The organism is Blastochloris viridis, from assembly GCF_001402875.1.
GTDB lineage: Bacteria > Pseudomonadota > Alphaproteobacteria > Rhizobiales > Xanthobacteraceae > Blastochloris > Blastochloris viridis.
In genome coordinates, this window is sequence record NZ_CP012946.1 from 3066193 (window position 1) to 3082917 (window position 16725).

Below are 16725 nucleotides of genomic sequence, written 5' to 3' on the forward strand. Positions count from 1 at the left end.
CGCATTCCGCCATCAATGAAAGGCGAGGGACGATTGCGCCGAATCGTCCCTCGCGGTGAAGACTACCTCAGGAAGACGACCGAAATCGCCACCAGCACCGGCATCAGCACCGCCATTGACCACAGCATGTAGCCGAAAAAGCTCGGCATCCGAATGCCGTTGTGCCGGGCGATGGCGTAGACCATGAAGTTCGGCGCGTTGCCGATATAGGTCAGCGCACCCATGTAGACCGCGCCGAGCGAGATCGCCGCCAGCGTGCCGGCCAGCGGACCCATCAGCGTGGGCGGATCGCCGCCCGCGAGCTCGAAGAACACGAGGTAGGTCGGTGCGTTGTCGAGGAAAGCCGACAAAAGCCCGGTCGCCCAGAAATAGATCATGTTGTCGGGGCTGCCGTCCGCCTTGGTGACGAGATTGATCAGCGGTGCGAAGATGCCGTCCTCGCCGGCGCGCAGCAGCGCGATCACCGGCACGATGCAGATGAAAATCACCGCGAACAGCTTGGCGACCTCCTTGATCGGCTCCCATTCGAAGCCGTTGCCCTCGCGCACCTCCCTGGCGGTCAGTTTGAGCGAGGCCAGCGCCAGCAGCACCAGACAGACGTCGCGCACCAAGTTCTGCAGTTCGAGCACGCCGCCCGGGAACGGGATTTCGATGCCGGGCTTCCACATCGCCGACATCAGGATGGCGGCGATGACGCCGGCGAGCAGGATGATGTTGACGAGACCGGACACATCGACATGGGCGGTCGGCGCCTTGGGCGGCGGCGCCCAATTGTGCTCACGGCGGTAGAAATAGCTGTCGAGCACGTAAAAGATCGCGATCACCGCGCAATAGGCGAACAGGGTTTCGTGCAGAAGGTTGGTGGTGGTCCAGAAGAAGTCGATGCCACGCAGGAAGCCGACGAACAGCGGCGGGTCGCCGAGCGGCGTGAGCGCGCCGCCGATGTTCGACACCAGAAGGATGAAGAACACCACGACGTGAACGTTGTGCGGCCGGCCCTGGTTGGCGCGCAGGATCGGCCGAATCAGGATCATCGAGGCGCCGGTGGTGCCGACGATGCTCGCCATCACTGTGCCGATGGTGAGGATGGCGACATTGGTAGCCGGCGTGCCAGGCAACTCGCCTTTCACCAGAATGCCGCCGGCGATAGTGAACAGCGCGAACAACAGGATGATGAACGACACGTATTCGTGCAGCACCACCGTCAGCACCGCTTCGAGCGCGACGTTCGCGCCGAACACCAGCGCCATCGGTAGGATGGCGAGCAACGCCCAGCCGGCGGCGATCTTGCCGTAATGGTGCTCCCAGATGTGCGGGAACAGCAGCGGGCCGGTGGCGATCGACAGCAGAATGCCGGCGAACGGCAGCGCCCACCAGATCGACAGCTGCGTGCCATCCAGCGCCGCTGCGGCGAAGGCCGGCTCGGCGAAACAGAGGCTGCCGAGCACGGCGATGGCGATAGCGGCGAGAATAGGCATTGAGATCTCCGGAGGGTTAAATCCGCTGTCTCGTCATTTTCAGGGACGATACGGTACGCACAAACAGGTTGATGCCAGGGTCCCTGGGTCCCCTTCCCTCGCGCGGCCTTGCCGCGCACGCCGGGGGCGACCGCGGCGCGGTTGATGGCGAGCGGGTGAGCCGACCGCTCTCCAGAATGCGCGGGAACCGCGCCTGTCGTTCACGGCGACCGCCGTCAGGCGGTCGGGACGGGAACCCAGGGACCATGGCATCAAAGGAAAACACGATAGCGGCAAACCGCCCGCAGCTTGAAAGGCAGGCATCGCTCTGAAGCGCGGTGGTTGCTGGATCCCCTTTCCTCGCGCGGCTGACGCCGCGCTCGCCGGGGACGACAGGTGGCGGTACGCTCCACCTTCCACCAAGCAGGCCCCGATCAATGCGCCTCGTCCCAATTGGCGGCGGCACGCGCGTCGACCTGCAGCGGCACCTTCAACGCCACCGCCGGCAAGGCGGCGTCGATCATCAGCTTGCGCACGATCGGCACCATGGTGTCGACCTCGTCGCCGGGCACTTCGAACACCAGTTCGTCGTGGACCTGCAGCAGCATCCTCGCCGACAGCTTCGCCTGTTCCAGCGCCGGCTCGATACGCACCATCGCCCGGCGGATGATGTCGGCGGCCGAGCCCTGCAGCGGCGCGTTGATGGCGGCACGTTCGTTGAACGCCCGCACCGAGGCGTTCGATGCCTTGATGTCGGGGTAATGCGCGCGGCGGCCGAACAGCGTGGTGACGTAGCCGTGGGTGCGGCAGAACGCCTTGGTCGCCTCCATGTAGTCGCGGATGCCGGGAAAGCGCTCGAAATACTTGCGGATATAGGCGCCGGCCTCCTCGCGGCCGATGCCGAGCTGATTGGCCAGGCCGAACGCCGAGATGCCGTAGATGATGCCGAAATTGATCGCCTTCGCCCGCCGGCGTACCTCGGGAGGCATGCCGGCCACCGGCACGCCGAACATCTCCGACGCCGTCAGGGCGTGGATGTCGATGCCGTCGGCAAATGCCTGGATCAGCTGCGGGATGTCGGCGACGTGGGCGAGCAGCCGGAGCTCGATCTGCGAATAGTCGGCCGACACCAGCTTGCAGCCCTCCGCAGCGACGAACGCCTTACGGATCTTGCGGCCGTCCTCGGTGCGCACCGGGATATTCTGCAGGTTCGGCTCGGACGATGACAGCCGGCCGGTGGTGGTGGCGGCCAGCGCGAACGAGGTGTGGACGCGGCCGGTGGCCGGATTGACGAACGAGGGCAGCGCGTCAGTGTAGGTCGATTTCAGCTTGGTGAGCTGGCGCCAGTCGAGAATGCGCGCCGGCAGATCGAAGCCCTGCTCGGCGAGGTCGTCGAGGATGGTGGCTTTGGTCGACCACGCTCCGGTCGGGGTCTTCGAGGCGCCGGGCAGCCCCATCTTGCCGAACAGGATGTCGCCGATCTGCTTGGGCGAGCCGATATTGAAGCTCTCGCCGGCGAGCCGGTGGATCTCGGCCTCCAGCGCCGCCGCCTTGTGGGCGAACTCGCCGGACAGGCGCGCCAGCACCTGGCGGTCAATGGCGATGCCACGCGCCTCCATCTGCGCCAGCACCGGCAGCAGCGGCCGCTCCAGCCGTGCATAGACGCTCGCCATGCCCTCGGCGATGAGGCGCGGCTCCAGCACCCGCCACAGCCGCAGCGCCACGTCGGCCTCGCCGGCCGCATAGGCCTTGGCGTCGTCGATGGCAACGCGCACCATCGGCAGCGCCGCCTTGCCGGAGCCGGTGATGTCCTGGCGGCTCTTCGGCTCAACGCCGAGCCAGTGGCGCGCCAGCGCGGGAAGGTCGTGCGAGGCGCGGCCGGCGTCGAGCACGTAGGACGCCGTCATGACGTCGTCGAGCGCGGTGCAATCGAGGCCAACGCGGCCGAGCACCACGCTGAGGCCCTTGATGTCGTGGCCGATCTTGCGAATCGATTGGTCGGTCATGATCAGGCGGAGGCGTTCCACCACCTCGGCCGCAGCAAGCTGGCCGGCGACGCGGCCGTCGCCGAACAGGCCCTCGCCGCTAACGTGCCCTAGGGGGATGTAACAGGCCTGACCCGGCTCCACCGCCAGCGCCAGCCCGACCAGTTCCGCCCGCATCGGGTCGTGGCCGCTCAGCGCCGCCGCCAGCGCCACCGTGCCGAGGTCAATGATGCGGGCGATCCAGCCGTCGAGAGCGGCGAGGTCCGCCACCGTCTCGCAACGGGATGGCTCGAACGGCACCGCCTTGATGGCGGCGGCGCGCGCCGTGGCCAGCGCCGCCGGCGTCAGCTCGCGCGGCTGGGCTGGCCGGGCGGCCGGCTTTGCCGTCGCAATCGCGCTGCCCGCGCTCGCCGTCACCTCGCCGCGCTCGTCCGCCGCTTCGGGCCCGGCGCCGATCAGCGCCAACAGGCGGTCGGAGGTCTCCCCGCCCGGCGCAAGGTCGGGGTCGGGGTCGACCAAAGCCGGATCGACCTCGTAGATCTCGCCGGCGCGCTTGGTCAGTGCGGTCAGATCGAGCGCCTTGAGAAAGCCGATCAGCGGCCGCGGCTCCGGCGCAACCAATGTCAGGCGCTCGATCGGCACCGGCAGCGGCGCGTGGACGTCGAGCGTCACCAGCCTCTTGGAAATACGGATCCTCTCGACGATCTCGGGGTCGGTCAGCGTCGCCCGCCGCTTGGGCTGCTTGATCTCGTGAGCGCGGGCCAGCAGCGTTTCGAGGTCGCCGTATTCGGCGATCAGCTGGGCCGCGGTCTTGATGCCGATGCCGGGCGCGCCGGGCACGTTGTCGGTGGCATCGCCGGCCAGCGCCTGCACGTCCGCGATCTTCTCGGGCGGCGTGCCCTCCCAGCGCTCGGTGACCTCGGCGGCGTGGAGCAGGCGCTCGGGGCGGTAGCCCGGCTTGCCCTTGAGCCCGGATTCGGGATCGTAGAAGGCGACCAGCCCGTCGACGAGCTGCATCAGATCCTTGTCGGAGGACACGATCAGCACCTTGGCGCCGGCCGCGGCGGCCTCCCGCGCGTAGGATGCGATCAGGTCGTCGGCCTCGAAGCCCTCCAGCTCGATCGGCTCCAGCCCGAACGCGGCGACCGCTTTGCGCATCAACGGAAACTGCGGCACCAGCTCGGCCGGCGGGTCAGGGCGGTGAGCCTTGTAGGCGGGATAGATTTCCTTTCGGAAGGACTTCTCCGACTTGTCGAAAATGATGGCGAGATGGCTCGGCTTGATGCCGAGCGCACCGTCCTTCACGAACTGAAAGATCTTGGTGCAGAACAGCCGCACCGCCCCGGTCGGCAGCCCATCGGACCGCGTGTTGTACTTGCGGTCCTGGTTCATCGACTGGAAATAGGCGCGAAATACGAACGAAGACCCGTCGACCAAAAAGAGATGGTCGCCGGGCTTCAGGGCGGAGGCATCAAGCATCAAACGTTCCGGATCTTGGTTTCGGTCCGGATCATAGACCCTGAGGCGCTCCTGGCCAGTCCCGCCGGGCGACCGCCAGGTTCAGGCTCACTCCGCCGGCTGGATTGCCGGCCGGCCGGGCACCAGCTTGAACGCCTCCGGCCGCACGAACAGATAGCGCGCCGGGGTGTTCTTCACCGCAAGGTGCATCAGCAGCGGCCCGGCCACCGCGATCAGCGTCACCACCACCGACAGCAGGCCGGCATCGTCGATAACGCCGAGCTTGATCAGCGCAACGCGGCTGCTCGCCATGAACAGGAAGAAGGCGAGGTAGATGACGAGGGTGTTGCGGCCGCAATAACGCAGCGGAATGAACAGGTCGCGCCCCGCCATCAGCGCCGCGGCCGCCACCACCGCCGCCGCCCCGGCCAGCCCCAGCGCCAGCGACACCAGCGGCAGCGTCGAAACGCCGAGTGCGACGGCGGCGCCGTTCACCGCCGCCCACAGCGCAAGGCCGGCCAGCGCCCGCCGGACGTGACCCTGGACCCAGGCCGCCAGCGCGAACACGGTGCCGCAGGCGTAGTAGCCGACCAGGAAATAGACCACGCGAGCGCAGAACTGGTCGACCACGAAGAGGCCGGTATCGATGTGGGCGATCTCCAGCGCGGCGGCGACGCCCAGCACCAGCGGCATCGGCACCCGCCGGGTGAGGCGGGCGACGATGAAAAAGATCGGCAGCATATGGATGAACCACAAGGTGCCGAACGGCTCGACGAAGGCCATTGCCAGCGCCAGCGGCAGTTCGGCCAGCGAGGCGCCGCCGAACAGCAGGCCCTTCACCAGGAAAATGATTCCGCTCCACAGCACCAGGAAATAGGCGAAGTGGAGCACCTTGCGGTCGAGATAGGTCCGCAAATCGCGGTCGATCACCCGGCCGACGAACAGGCCCGACAGCAGAAAGAAGTCCGGGATGCGAAACGGCGCCATGAACTCGACGACCGGGTGCATCCAGCCCTCACGGCCAAGCGCAGCCTCGACGCCGAAGGTCGAATGCATCAGCACCACGAACACGATGCAAAAGCCCTTGGCGTAGTCGACCCAATCGACCCGGCCGCCGTGCCCCGCCGCCGCGCCCGCGTGTCGCCCTTCCGCCGTTGCCATCTGTGGTGTCGCCTGCATCAACCCGTCCGGATTGGAACATCGGCCTTCGACCGGCCAAATCCATGTGGCAAAATGCATATGCCGTGCCGAAGGGCTGCGATGCCGATCGGCCGGTGCTGCGGCAAACGGCCGGCGGCGCTCCCGGCGAGCGAAATACGAAACTCCAGCCTGATCGGCCGGGTTTCGTATGAGTTGTCGGGTGTTCCTTCCGCAAATCCGGTTCCCCCTCCCGGCGAAAATGCTCTAGAAAGCCGCCGGTGCCGCGGGGGCGGCCTGGGGTTCGGAAGGGTTTCATGCGCGTTGCGATGATCGGAACGGGCTATGTCGGGCTGGTGTCCGGCGCCTGCTTCGCCGATTTCGGTCACCAAGTTGTGTGCGTCGACAAGGACGCCGACAAGATTGCCGCGCTGGAGCGCGGCGAGATGCCGATCTTCGAGCCGGGGCTCGACGACCTGGTGGCGAACAACGTCAAGGCCGGCCGGCTGACCTTCGCCACCGGCCTCGCCGGCCCGGTGAAGGACGCCGACGCGGTGTTCATCGCGGTCGGCACGCCGTCCCGCCGCGGCGACGGCCATGCCGACCTGTCCTACGTCTACGCTGCCAGCCGCGAGATCGCCGAGAACCTCGCCGGCTATACCGTGGTGGTCACCAAATCGACCGTACCGGTCGGCACCGGCGACGAGGTCGAGCGCATCATCCGTGAAACCCGGCCGACGGCCGATTTTGCCGTGGTGTCGAACCCGGAATTCCTGCGCGAGGGGGCGGCAATCTCCGACTTCAAGCGGCCGGACCGCATCGTGGTCGGCACCGAGGACACCCGCGCCCGCGAGGTGATGGCCGAGCTCTACCGCCCGCTCTACCTCAACGCCGCGCCGATGCTCTACACCGCCCGCCGCACCTCCGAACTGATCAAGTACGCCGCCAACGCCTTCCTGGCGATGAAGATCACCTTCATCAACGAGATCGCCGACCTGTGCGAGCAGGTCGGCGGCAATGTGCAGGAGGTGGCGCGCGGCATCGGCCTCGACAACCGCATCGGCTCGAAATTCCTGCACGCCGGGCCGGGCTATGGCGGCTCGTGCTTCCCCAAGGACACCCAGGCGCTGGTGAAGACGGCGCAGGACGCCGGCGTGCCGCTGCGCATCGTCGAGACGGTGGTGGCGGTCAACGATACCCGCAAGCGCGCCATGGCCCGCAAGGTGATCGCGGCGCTGGCCGGCGCGCCGCGCGGCAAGACCGCCGCGGTGCTCGGCCTCACCTTCAAGCCCAACACCGACGACATGCGCGATTCGCCGGCGCTGGCCATTGTCACCGCTCTGGAGGACGCCGGCGTCACGGTGCGGGCGTTCGACCCCGAGGGCATGCCGCACGCCCGCACCATGATGCCCAACGTCACCTATTGCGGGGGGCCCTATCAGGCCGCCGAGGGCGCCGACGTCCTGGTGATCGTCACCGAGTGGGATGCCTTCCGCGCCCTCGACTTCGCCCGGCTGAAAAGCGTGATGACCCAGCCGGCGCTGGTGGACCTTCGCAACATCTACCGGCCCGACGACGTCGCCAAAGCCGGCTTCAGCTACACCGGCGTCGGCCGCGGCTGAGGCACCATGGCCGATGTCGCGTTGCCGGTCGACGAGGCGCTGCCGGCGCTGACGACGGCGCTCGGCACGCACGCCAACGCCGTGCTGGTGGCGCCGCCCGGCGCCGGCAAGACCACACGCGTGCCTTTGGTGCTGCTGGATCAGCCTTGGGCCGCGGGCAGCAAGATCCTGCTGCTGGAGCCGCGCCGGCTCGCCGCCCGCGCCGCGGCCGCCCGCATGGCGGCCACCCTGGGCGAGACGGTCGGCGGCACCATTGGCCTGCGCGTGCGCTTTGCCTCGCAGATCTCCCAGCGCACCCGGCTCGAGGTGATCACCGAAGGCGTGTTCACCCGCATGATCCTCGACGACCCGACGCTGGAGGGTGTCGCCGCGGTGATCTTCGACGAGTATCACGAGCGCTCGCTCGACGCCGACCTCGGCCTTGCCTTGGCGCTCGACGCGCAGGGCGCGCTGCGGCCCGACCTCAAGCTGCTGGTGATGTCGGCGACACTCGATGGCGCCCGCGTCGCCCGCCTGCTGGGCGATGCCGAGGTGGTCGAGAGCCAGGGCCGCGCGTTCCCGGTCGAGACCCGCTATGTCGGCCGCAACCCGGCGCTGCGGCTGGAGGACGAGGTGGCGGCCTGCATCCGCCGCGCGCTGGCGGAGGAGGACGGCTCGCTGCTGGTGTTCCTGCCCGGCGCCGCCGAGATCCGGCGCGTCGCCGAGCGCCTCAACGAAACCGTACGCGACCCGGCCATCGACATCGCCCCGCTCTACGGCGCGCTCGACCCCGCCGCGCAGGACCGCGCGGTCGAGCCCGCCGCGCCGGGACGGCGCAAGGTGGTGCTGGCGACCTCGATCGCCGAGACCAGCCTGACCATCGAGGGCGTGCGGGGCGTTATCGACTGCGGCCTGGCGCGGGTGCCGCGCTATGAGCCCGACGTCGGGCTGACCCGGCTTGAGACGGTGCGGGTGTCGCGGGCGGCGGCCGACCAGCGCCGCGGTCGCGCCGGCCGCACGGAGCCTGGCGTGTGCTGGCGGCTGTGGGACGAGCCGCAGACCTTGAGCCTGCCGGCCTTCGCCACCCCGGAGATCCTCGCCGCCGACCTTGCGTCACTGGTGCTCGACCTCGCCGCCTGGGGCGTCACCGACCCCGCTACTTTAAGCTGGCTCGACGCGCCGCCGGCGGGGGCGTGGACAGAAGCCCGCGCGCTGCTGACCGAACTCGACGCGCTGGGCGCCGACGGCCGGCTGACCGATGAGGGCCGCGCGCTGCGGCGGCTGCCGCTGCATCCGCGCCTGGCCCGCATGGTGGTCGACGGCGCTCGCGCCGGCGCCGGTGCGCTCGCCGCCGACATCGCCGCCATCCTGTCGGAGCATGGATTGGGGGGCAGCGACGTCGAACTCGACGGTCGCCTCCACGCCTTCCGCCGCGACCGCTCGCGAAGGGCCGAGGACACCCGCAAGGCCGCGAGCGCCTGGGCCCGGGCAGCCGGCGGCTCCTCGACGTCCGGCGGCGCGGCGCTGTCGCCGGCCCTGCTGCTGGCGCTGGCCTATCCCGACCGCCTCGCCAAGGCGCGCGGCCGGCCCGGCGCCTTCGTGCTCGCCAACGGCCGCGGCGCCCAGCTCGATCCGGCGAGCGCGCTGGCCCGCGCGCCGTTCCTGGCGGTCGGCGAGGTCGCCGGCGGCGGCGCCGAGCCGCGCATCCTCATCGCCGCCGCGCTCGAGCTTGCCGACATCGAGGCGCGCTTTGCCAGCCATATCGAGAGCCGCACCGAGCTGAGCTTCGATCCCGCCGCGGCGACATTGCGCGCCCGCCGCGTCCGCCGGCTCGGCGCGCTCACGCTGGCCGAGGCGCCGCTGCCGGTGCCGCTTGATGACGCCGCCGCCCGCGCACTGGCCGAGGGCATCGCCAGGCTCGGGCTTACCCGCCTGCCGTGGACCAAGGCGCTCCAGCAATGGCGCGGCCGCGTCGCCTTCCTGCGCCGGGCGGAGGGCGAACTGTGGCCGGACCTGTCGGATGCGGCACTCGCTTCGACCGCCGCCGACTGGCTGGCGCCCCACCTTCTCGGCAAAAGCGCCCTTGCCGACATCGACGCCGCGCTGCTGCAGGCGGCGCTGCACGCGCTGGTGCCGTGGGAGCTGGCGCGCCGGCTGGAGGCGGAGGCGCCGACCCATTTCACCGCCCCCACCGGCTCGCGCCTCGCCGTCGACTACGCCGCCGAGGCCGGCCCCACCGTGTCGGTGCGGGTGCAGGAGCTGTTCGGGCTCGCCAGCCACCCCGCCCTGGCCGGCGGCCGGGTGCCCTTGGTGCTGGAGCTGTTGTCGCCGGCCCACCGCCCGATCCAGGTGACTCGCGACCTGCCCGGATTCTGGCGCGGCTCGTGGGCTTTGGTGCGCAGCGAGATGCGCGGCCGTTACCCCAAGCACCCCTGGCCGGAGGATCCGGCCGCGGCGGTGCCCACCACCCGCGCCAAGCCGCGGGGGACGTAAGGTAAAGTCGCGCCGGCCAATACAGGCTTTAACGTGTATCTCCCATGGACATTCTGGCACTGCGTGCATTGTTCGTTCGAGATCATCTTCGTGCGCTGAAAGTCTAACGCCCCCCAGCCCCGCAACCCGCTCGGCAGTAACCATTCATAGATGCATCGGCGTTCATTTTGTCACGACGACCCTGACCCCCAGGGTCGATGTGGCGAGGATCGACGATGCGTCTGGGAGTTCGGGGACGTTTGTTCGCTTTGGTTGGCCTGTTCGCCCTCGGCTGCGGCATCCTTGCCGGCGCAATGGTCTGGCTGCAGCGGGGCCAGTTGTTCGAGGCCCGCGAGCGACAGCTTGAGACGCAGGTCGAAGCGTCGTTCGGCGTGCTCGACACCTACGCAAAGCTGGCCGCCTCGGGCGCGATGACCGAGGACAAGGCGCGCGAGGCGGCGTTCGCCGTGCTCGGCAATATGCGCTATGGCGAAAACGACTATTTCTTCGTGCAGGATCGCGAAGGCATCGTCCGTGTCCACCCCAACCCTTCAATGGTCGGAAAGACGCTGCTCGAAAACAAGGACGCCAACGGCGTCTATTATGGGCGCGAGTTGAAGGATGCGATCGACCGCGCTGGCAGCGGACTCGTCACCTACGCATTCCCGCGGCCGGGCAGCACCGACGCCGCCGACAAGGCCACGTTCATCAAGCTCTACAAGCCCTGGGGCGTCGCGGTCGCCACCGGCGTCTATATTGACGACCTCGACGCCGAGGTGTTCCAAGCGGCGCTGAAGAGCGGCGGCGTGACGCTGGCGCTGGTGCTGGCGATCGGCAGCGTGGTGTTCTGGATTGCCCGCGGCATCGCCAATCCGCTGCAGGTGCTGCGGACGGTGATGCTCGACCTTGCCGAGGGCCGCGACACCAACGTCGCGCTCGACACCAACCGCAAGGACGAGCTCGGCGAGATGGCCGGCGCGGTGCTGGTGTTCCGCGACAACGCGATCAAGCGCGTCGAGCTCGAAGCCCAGGCCAAGGCCGAGCAGGCCGCCCGCGCCGAGCGCCAGGCCCGGGTCGAGGCCGCCATCGCCGCCTTCCGCGCCGACGTCCAGACCGTGCTCGGCGCGCTCGGCGTCAATGTCGACGGGCTGGAAGCCACCGCAAAGGCCCTCACCGCCGTCGCCCAGGAAGCCAGCGAGCAGGCGGTGTCCGCCGCCGGCGCCTCCGAGCAGGCCGCCGCCAACGTCCAGAGCGTCGCCTCGGCCGCCGAGGAGCTCGGCTCCTCGGTGCAGGAGATCGGCCGCCAGGTCGCCCAGACCAACGACATCGTCACCCGCGCCACCGAGATGGCGGAGAAGACCAACGCCCAGGTCGGAACGCTGGCGGCCTCGGCCCAGAAGATCGGCGACGTGGTCGACCTGATCCGCGCCATCGCCGAGCAGACCAACCTCTTGGCCCTCAACGCCACCATCGAGGCCGCCCGCGCCGGCGAGGCCGGCCGCGGCTTCGCCGTGGTGGCGCAGGAGGTCAAGACCCTCGCCAGCCAGACCGCGAAGGCCACCGAGGACATCGGCACCCAGGTGACCGGCATCCAGACCGCGACCGCGGAGGCGGTGCAGGCGATCGGGGCGATCAGCGCCACCATGGACGAGGTGCAGCGCTTCACCGCCGGCATCTCCGCCGCGGTCGAGCAGCAGGGCGCCGCCACCCACGAGATCTCGCGCAACGTCTCGGAGGCCTCCGCCGGCACCGCGACGGTGGCGCAGAACGTCTCGACCGTCACCGCCGCCATCGGCGAGGCCAACCGCTCGGCCCGACACGTGCTGGATTCGACCGGCGAACTGGCCCAGGCCGCCCAGCGCCTCCAGCAGTCGGTCGATACTTTCCTCCACCAGGTCGCAGCCTGACCGGCCGCCGTCGGTCGGTCCCGCCAAGCGACGTCGTTTCTCATAAACGGTTTCCGGGAGATCACACCAACGGCGGCGGAAGCCGCCCGTTGGTGTGATCGCAGATTTTCGTGAAGTCATTGATTTAAAAGACGAAAATCTGCGAGTTTCAACGGCCCATGCGTCAGCATCCGGGGCCGTTGCTATCACTTCGTGACCTCGGAAACCGCCTCGTCGAAAGCTCTGCTTTAAAAGCGGGATACTCGGCGGCCGGCGCATGATTTCCGGGTGATCGGCCGGAACCTGTGAAAGAAATTACGGACGGCCGATTTCCGTACAATCAGATTTCCCTGCGTCATATAATTAACACGCAACATCCGTCCTCCCCGCCGGTTGCGTCACTTCAGATCAAATCCAATCGCTGGTTTTACGGTTTATTGAGCGACGCATGTAACCCATAGGGTAACGCCCGAGCGGGGCGTTCCAATTGGGAAGACAATGATGCGACTCAGTGTAAGGGGACGCCTGTTCCTGCTGGTCGGACTGGTGGCGGCCGGCTGTGGAATCCTTGCCGGCGCAATGGTCTGGCTGCAGCGCGACAGCATGTATGAGGCGCGCCGCCAGCAATTGGCGACGCTGGTGCATTCGGCGACCGGCGTGCTCGATGCCTTCCACCGCCAAGCCGTGGCGGGAACGATGTCCGAAGAGGACGCCAAGAAGGCGGCTTACGCGGTGCTGGACCGCATGCGGTACGGCGACGGCGATTACTTCTTCATCCAGGACCGTAACGGAATCCAGTGGGTGAACCCGGCCGCGCCCAAGACCATCGGCACCTCGCGGCTGGAGGTCAAGGACCCCAACGGCAAGGCCTACAATCGCGAGATGCACGAACTGACCGACCGCAACGGCGAAGCGGTGGTGTACTACGTCTTCAAGCGTGCCGGGTCCGACATTCCGGCGCCGAAGATGAGCTATGCCAAGCGGTTCGGACCGTGGGGCCTCCTGGTCGGCACCGGCGTCTATATCGACGACCTTGAGGCCGAGGTGATCAACGCCGCGCTCAAGGCCGGCGTCGCGACCGCGATGATCCTCGCCATCCTGATCTCGGTCGCGCTGTGGACCGCCCGCAGCATCGTCAAGCCGCTGCAGGTGCTGCGGACGGTGATGCTCGACCTTGCCGAGGGCCGCGACACCAACGTCGCGCTCGACACCAACCGCAAGGACGAACTCGGCGAGATGGCCGGCGCGGTGCTGGTGTTCCGCGACAACGCGATCAAGCGCGTCGAACTCGAAGCCCAGGCCAAGGCCGAGCAGGCCGCCCGTGCCGAGCGCCAAGCCCGGGTCGAAGCCGCCATCGCCGCCTTCCGCGCCGACGTCCAGACCGTGCTCGGCGCGCTCGGCGTCAATGTCGACGGGCTGGAAGCCACCGCAAAGGCCCTCACCGCCGTCGCCCAGGAAGCCAGCGAGCAGGCGGTGTCCGCCGCCGGCGCCTCCGAGCAGGCCGCCGCCAACGTCCAGAGCGTCGCCTCGGCCGCCGAGGAGCTCGGCTCCTCGGTGCAGGAGATCGGCCGCCAGGTCGCCCAGACCAACGACATCGTCACCCGCGCCACCGAGATGGCGGAGAAGACCAACGCCCAGGTCGGAACGCTGGCGGCCTCGGCCCAGAAGATCGGCGACGTGGTCGACCTGATCCGCGCCATCGCCGAGCAGACCAACCTCTTGGCCCTCAACGCCACCATCGAGGCCGCCCGCGCCGGCGAGGCCGGCCGCGGCTTCGCCGTGGTGGCTCAGGAGGTCAAGACCCTCGCCAGCCAGACCGCGAAGGCCACCGAGGACATCGGCACCCAGGTGACCGGCATCCAGACCGCGACCGCGGAGGCGGTGCAGGCGATCGGGGCGATCAGCGCCACCATGGACGAGGTGCAGCGCTTCACCGCCGGCATCTCCGCCGCGGTCGAGCAGCAGGGCGCCGCCACCCACGAGATCTCGCGCAACGTCTCGGAGGCCTCCGCCGGCACCGCGACGGTGGCGCAGAACGTCTCGACCGTCACCGCCGCCATCGGCGAGGCCAACCGCTCGGCCCGCCACGTGCTGGATTCGACCGGCGAACTGGCCCAGGCCGCCCAGCGCCTCCAGCAGTCGGTCGATACCTTCCTCCACCAGGTCGCAGCCTGATCTTCCGGTAACCGTGTCCGCAAAACACCAGCCCGCCGGTGAGCCGGCAGGCTGGTGTTTTGGTATCGTCAGCTGCGCAACCGCGGTGGCATCGGGCCGGAGCGAACATGTTCAAATGGGCGGTCGGAACTGCGTTTTTCATCGGCGCCGCGGCCGTGTTCGCGGTACGCGCCCTGACCCAGGACCCGGCCCCGCCGCAGCCACCACCGGCTGAGACCGCGCTCGGCTGCGAGGCCCCCAAGCCGGAGCCGCTGTCGCTGCGGCTCGACGGCAGCGGCCACGCCTGGAGCACGCTCAAGACCAAGACCGGCGAGGTCCGCGTCGTCGTCGACACCGGCGCGTCGATGACCACGCTGTCGGCCGAGGACGCCCGCCGGCTCGGCCTCGCCGTCCAAAGCCCGCCCCGCCGCAAGGCCCGCTTCCAGACCGCCAACGGCATGGTGGTGGGTGAACTCGACCAGCTGCTCAATGTCCGGCTCGGCCACCTCTGCCTCTACACGCTGGAGGTCGCCATCCTGCCGGCCGGCGCGCTGTCGAACAGCCTGCTCGGCATGAACTTCATGCGCAAGATGCGCAAGATCGAGGTCGGCCAGGGCCGCCTGCTGATCAGCCAGTGAGGGCGGGGCGCCGCGGCCGGCTGGACTTCGACGGCGAACCGCCGCATTGCTTCATTCTGGGCACCGGCGGCGTTTTCCGGACATCGCCCGTTTTGAGGATTTCTCAATGACGATTTCGCCTCTCGCCGGCAAGCTGCCGCCCGCGGAGCTGCTGGTCGACCTCGGCCGCCTCGATCACGCCTATTTCGACCGCGTGCCGGACCTCGACGATTCCGCCCAGCGCGTCGCCTTCGGCACCAGCGGCCACCGCGGCACCTCGCTGGCCGGCTCGTTCAACGAGGCGCACATCCTGGCGATTGCCCAGGCTATCGCAGACTACCGCACCGGCCAGGGCATCGATGGGCCGCTCTATCTCGGCAAGGACAGCCACGCCCTGTCCCACCCCGCCCAGCGCACCGCGCTGGAGGTGCTGGCGGCCAATGGCGTGACGGTGGCGATCCAGCCGGGCGACGGCATCACCCCGACGCCGGCGGTGTCGCGCGCCATCCTGGTGCACAACCGCGGCCGCACCGACCATCTCGCCGACGGCATCGTCATCACGCCCTCGCACAATCCGCCCGAGGACGGCGGCTTCAAGTACAATCCGCCCCACGGCGGCCCGGCCGATTCCGACGCCACCAAATGGATCGAGACCCGCGCCAACGCGCTGCTGCGCGAGGGCAACCGCGGCGTGAAGCGGATGTCCTACGACAAGGCGCTGACCGCCGAGACCACGCACCCGTACGATTTCATCCAGCCTTACGTCGATGACCTCGGCAGCGTGATCGACATGGCGGCGATCCGCTCGGCCGGCCTCAAGCTGGCCGCCGACCCGCTGGGCGGCGCGGCGCTGCCCTACTGGGAGCCGATCAACGCGCGCTGGGGTCTTGACATCGAGGTCGTCAACAACACGCTCGACCCGCGCTTCGCCTTCATGACCGTCGACCACGACGGCAAGATCCGGATGGACTGCTCCAGCCCCTACGCCATGGCCAGCCTGGTGCGGTTGAAGGATTCCTATCAGGTGGCGTTCGCCAACGACACCGACGCCGACCGCCACGGCATCGTCACCCCGTCGGCCGGGCTGCTGAACCCCAACCATTATCTCGCGGTGGCGATCCGCTATCTGCTCACCCACCGGCCGGACTGGCCGGCCAACGCCGCGGTCGGCAAGACGCTGGTGTCGTCCAGCATGATCGACCGCGTGGTGGCCAAGCAGGGGCGGCGGCTCGCCGAGGTGCCGGTCGGCTTCAAATGGTTCGTGGCGGGGCTGGTCGACGGCTCGTTCTGCTTCGGCGGCGAGGAGAGCGCCGGTGCCAGCTTCCTGCGCCGCGACGGCACGGTGTGGACCACCGACAAGGACGGGCTGATCCTCGACCTGCTCGCCGCCGAGATCACCGCGGTGACCGGCAAGGACCCCGGCGAGCACTACAAGGAGCTGACGGCGGAGTTCGGCGCGCCGCTCTACACCCGCATCGACGCGCCGGCGACGCCGGAGGAGAAGGCCAAGCTCGGCAAGCTGTCGCCGGCCGCGGTGGCCGCCACCGAACTCGCCGGCGATGCCATCACCGCCAAGCTCACCAACGCGCCGGGAAATGGCGCCGCCATCGGGGGCCTGAAGGTGACCACCGCCGCCGGCTGGTTCGCGGCGCGGCCGTCCGGCACCGAGAACATCTATAAGATCTACGCCGAGAGCTTCCGCGATCAGGGCCATCTCGACGCCATCGTCACCGAGGCGAAGGCCATCGTCGGCGCGGCGCTGGCGGGGGCGTGATCGCCCGCATAGCATCTCGCGCGGGATGACGCGGTGTCATCGAGATGGCGTCGTCCCGGACGGCGCGTCGCGCCGAGCCGGGACCGTCTTCCAGCAGGGGTGCGTTGTCCTGCAGACGATCCCGGCTCGCGCTGGCGCTCGGCCGGGATGACGAACGAGCCCGTAAGGGCGCGGCGCGGATGTC

9 protein-coding genes are annotated in these 16725 nt (G+C 68.9%); 6 read left to right on the forward strand and 3 right to left on the reverse strand.

The features are described 5' to 3' along the window. Positions 1-62 precede the first annotated feature (62 nt). The 3 genes from BVIR_RS13365 to BVIR_RS13375 form a co-directional block, all read right to left on the reverse strand. Positions 63-1478, reverse strand: coding sequence for a sodium:proton antiporter (locus BVIR_RS13365; RefSeq protein ID WP_055038105.1), 1416 nt, complete (start codon positions 1476-1478; stop codon positions 63-65). 413 nt (positions 1479-1891) lie between these two features. Next, positions 1892-4921, reverse strand: a complete 3030-nt coding sequence (polA, locus tag BVIR_RS13370; RefSeq protein WP_055038106.1) for a DNA polymerase I — start codon at positions 4919-4921, stop codon at positions 1892-1894. 87 nt (positions 4922-5008) lie between these two features. Further along, positions 5009-6079: an acyltransferase family protein gene (locus tag BVIR_RS13375; RefSeq protein WP_082417406.1), complete on the reverse strand. Its 1071-nt coding sequence runs from the start codon at positions 6077-6079 to the stop codon at positions 5009-5011. 275 nt (positions 6080-6354) lie between these two features. Between BVIR_RS13375 and BVIR_RS13380 the strand changes: the two genes are divergently transcribed. The 6 genes from BVIR_RS13380 to pgm all read left to right on the forward strand — a co-directional run bounded on the left by BVIR_RS13380 (position 6355) and on the right by pgm (position 16541). Then, positions 6355-7659, forward strand: a complete 1305-nt coding sequence (locus BVIR_RS13380; RefSeq protein ID WP_055038108.1) for a UDP-glucose dehydrogenase family protein — start codon at positions 6355-6357, stop codon at positions 7657-7659. Positions 7660-7665: 6 nt separating this feature from the next. Further along, positions 7666-10131, forward strand: a complete 2466-nt coding sequence (gene hrpB, locus BVIR_RS13385) for an ATP-dependent helicase HrpB (RefSeq protein ID WP_055038109.1) — start codon at positions 7666-7668, stop codon at positions 10129-10131. Between the two features lie 239 nt (positions 10132-10370). Continuing rightward, positions 10371-12017, forward strand: coding sequence for a methyl-accepting chemotaxis protein (locus tag BVIR_RS13390; protein WP_055038110.1), 1647 nt, complete (start codon positions 10371-10373; stop codon positions 12015-12017). A gap of 477 nt (positions 12018-12494) precedes the next feature. Then, the gene (locus BVIR_RS13395) at positions 12495-14171 is read left to right on the forward strand and encodes a methyl-accepting chemotaxis protein (protein ID WP_082417142.1); all 1677 of its coding nucleotides are present in this window, start codon (positions 12495-12497) and stop codon (positions 14169-14171) included. A gap of 107 nt (positions 14172-14278) precedes the next feature. Next, complete coding sequence (locus BVIR_RS13400; RefSeq protein ID WP_055038112.1) at positions 14279-14788, forward strand: retropepsin-like aspartic protease family protein; 510 nt, start codon at positions 14279-14281, stop codon at positions 14786-14788. Positions 14789-14894: 106 nt separating this feature from the next. Further along, a complete protein-coding gene (gene pgm, locus BVIR_RS13405) occupies positions 14895-16541 on the forward strand; it encodes a phosphoglucomutase (alpha-D-glucose-1,6-bisphosphate-dependent) (protein ID WP_055038113.1) in 1647 nt (548 codons plus the stop codon). Positions 16542-16725: the final 184 nt, after the last annotated feature.

Coding starts and splice junctions, on each gene's coding strand:
- BVIR_RS13365 (WP_055038105.1), bottom strand. CDS start 1,478: ATGCCTATTCTCGCCGCTATCGCCATCGCCGTGCTCGGCAGCCTCTGT.
- polA (WP_055038106.1), bottom strand. CDS start 4,921: ATGCTTGATGCCTCCGCCCTGAAGCCCGGCGACCATCTCTTTTTGGTC.
- BVIR_RS13375 (WP_082417406.1), bottom strand. CDS start 6,079: ATGCAGGCGACACCACAGATGGCAACGGCGGAAGGGCGACACGCGGGC.
- BVIR_RS13380 (WP_055038108.1), top strand. CDS start 6,355: ATGCGCGTTGCGATGATCGGAACGGGCTATGTCGGGCTGGTGTCCGGC.
- hrpB (WP_055038109.1), top strand. CDS start 7,666: ATGGCCGATGTCGCGTTGCCGGTCGACGAGGCGCTGCCGGCGCTGACG.
- BVIR_RS13395 (WP_082417142.1), top strand. CDS start 12,495: ATGATGCGACTCAGTGTAAGGGGACGCCTGTTCCTGCTGGTCGGACTG.
- BVIR_RS13400 (WP_055038112.1), top strand. CDS start 14,279: ATGTTCAAATGGGCGGTCGGAACTGCGTTTTTCATCGGCGCCGCGGCC.
- pgm (WP_055038113.1), top strand. CDS start 14,895: ATGACGATTTCGCCTCTCGCCGGCAAGCTGCCGCCCGCGGAGCTGCTG.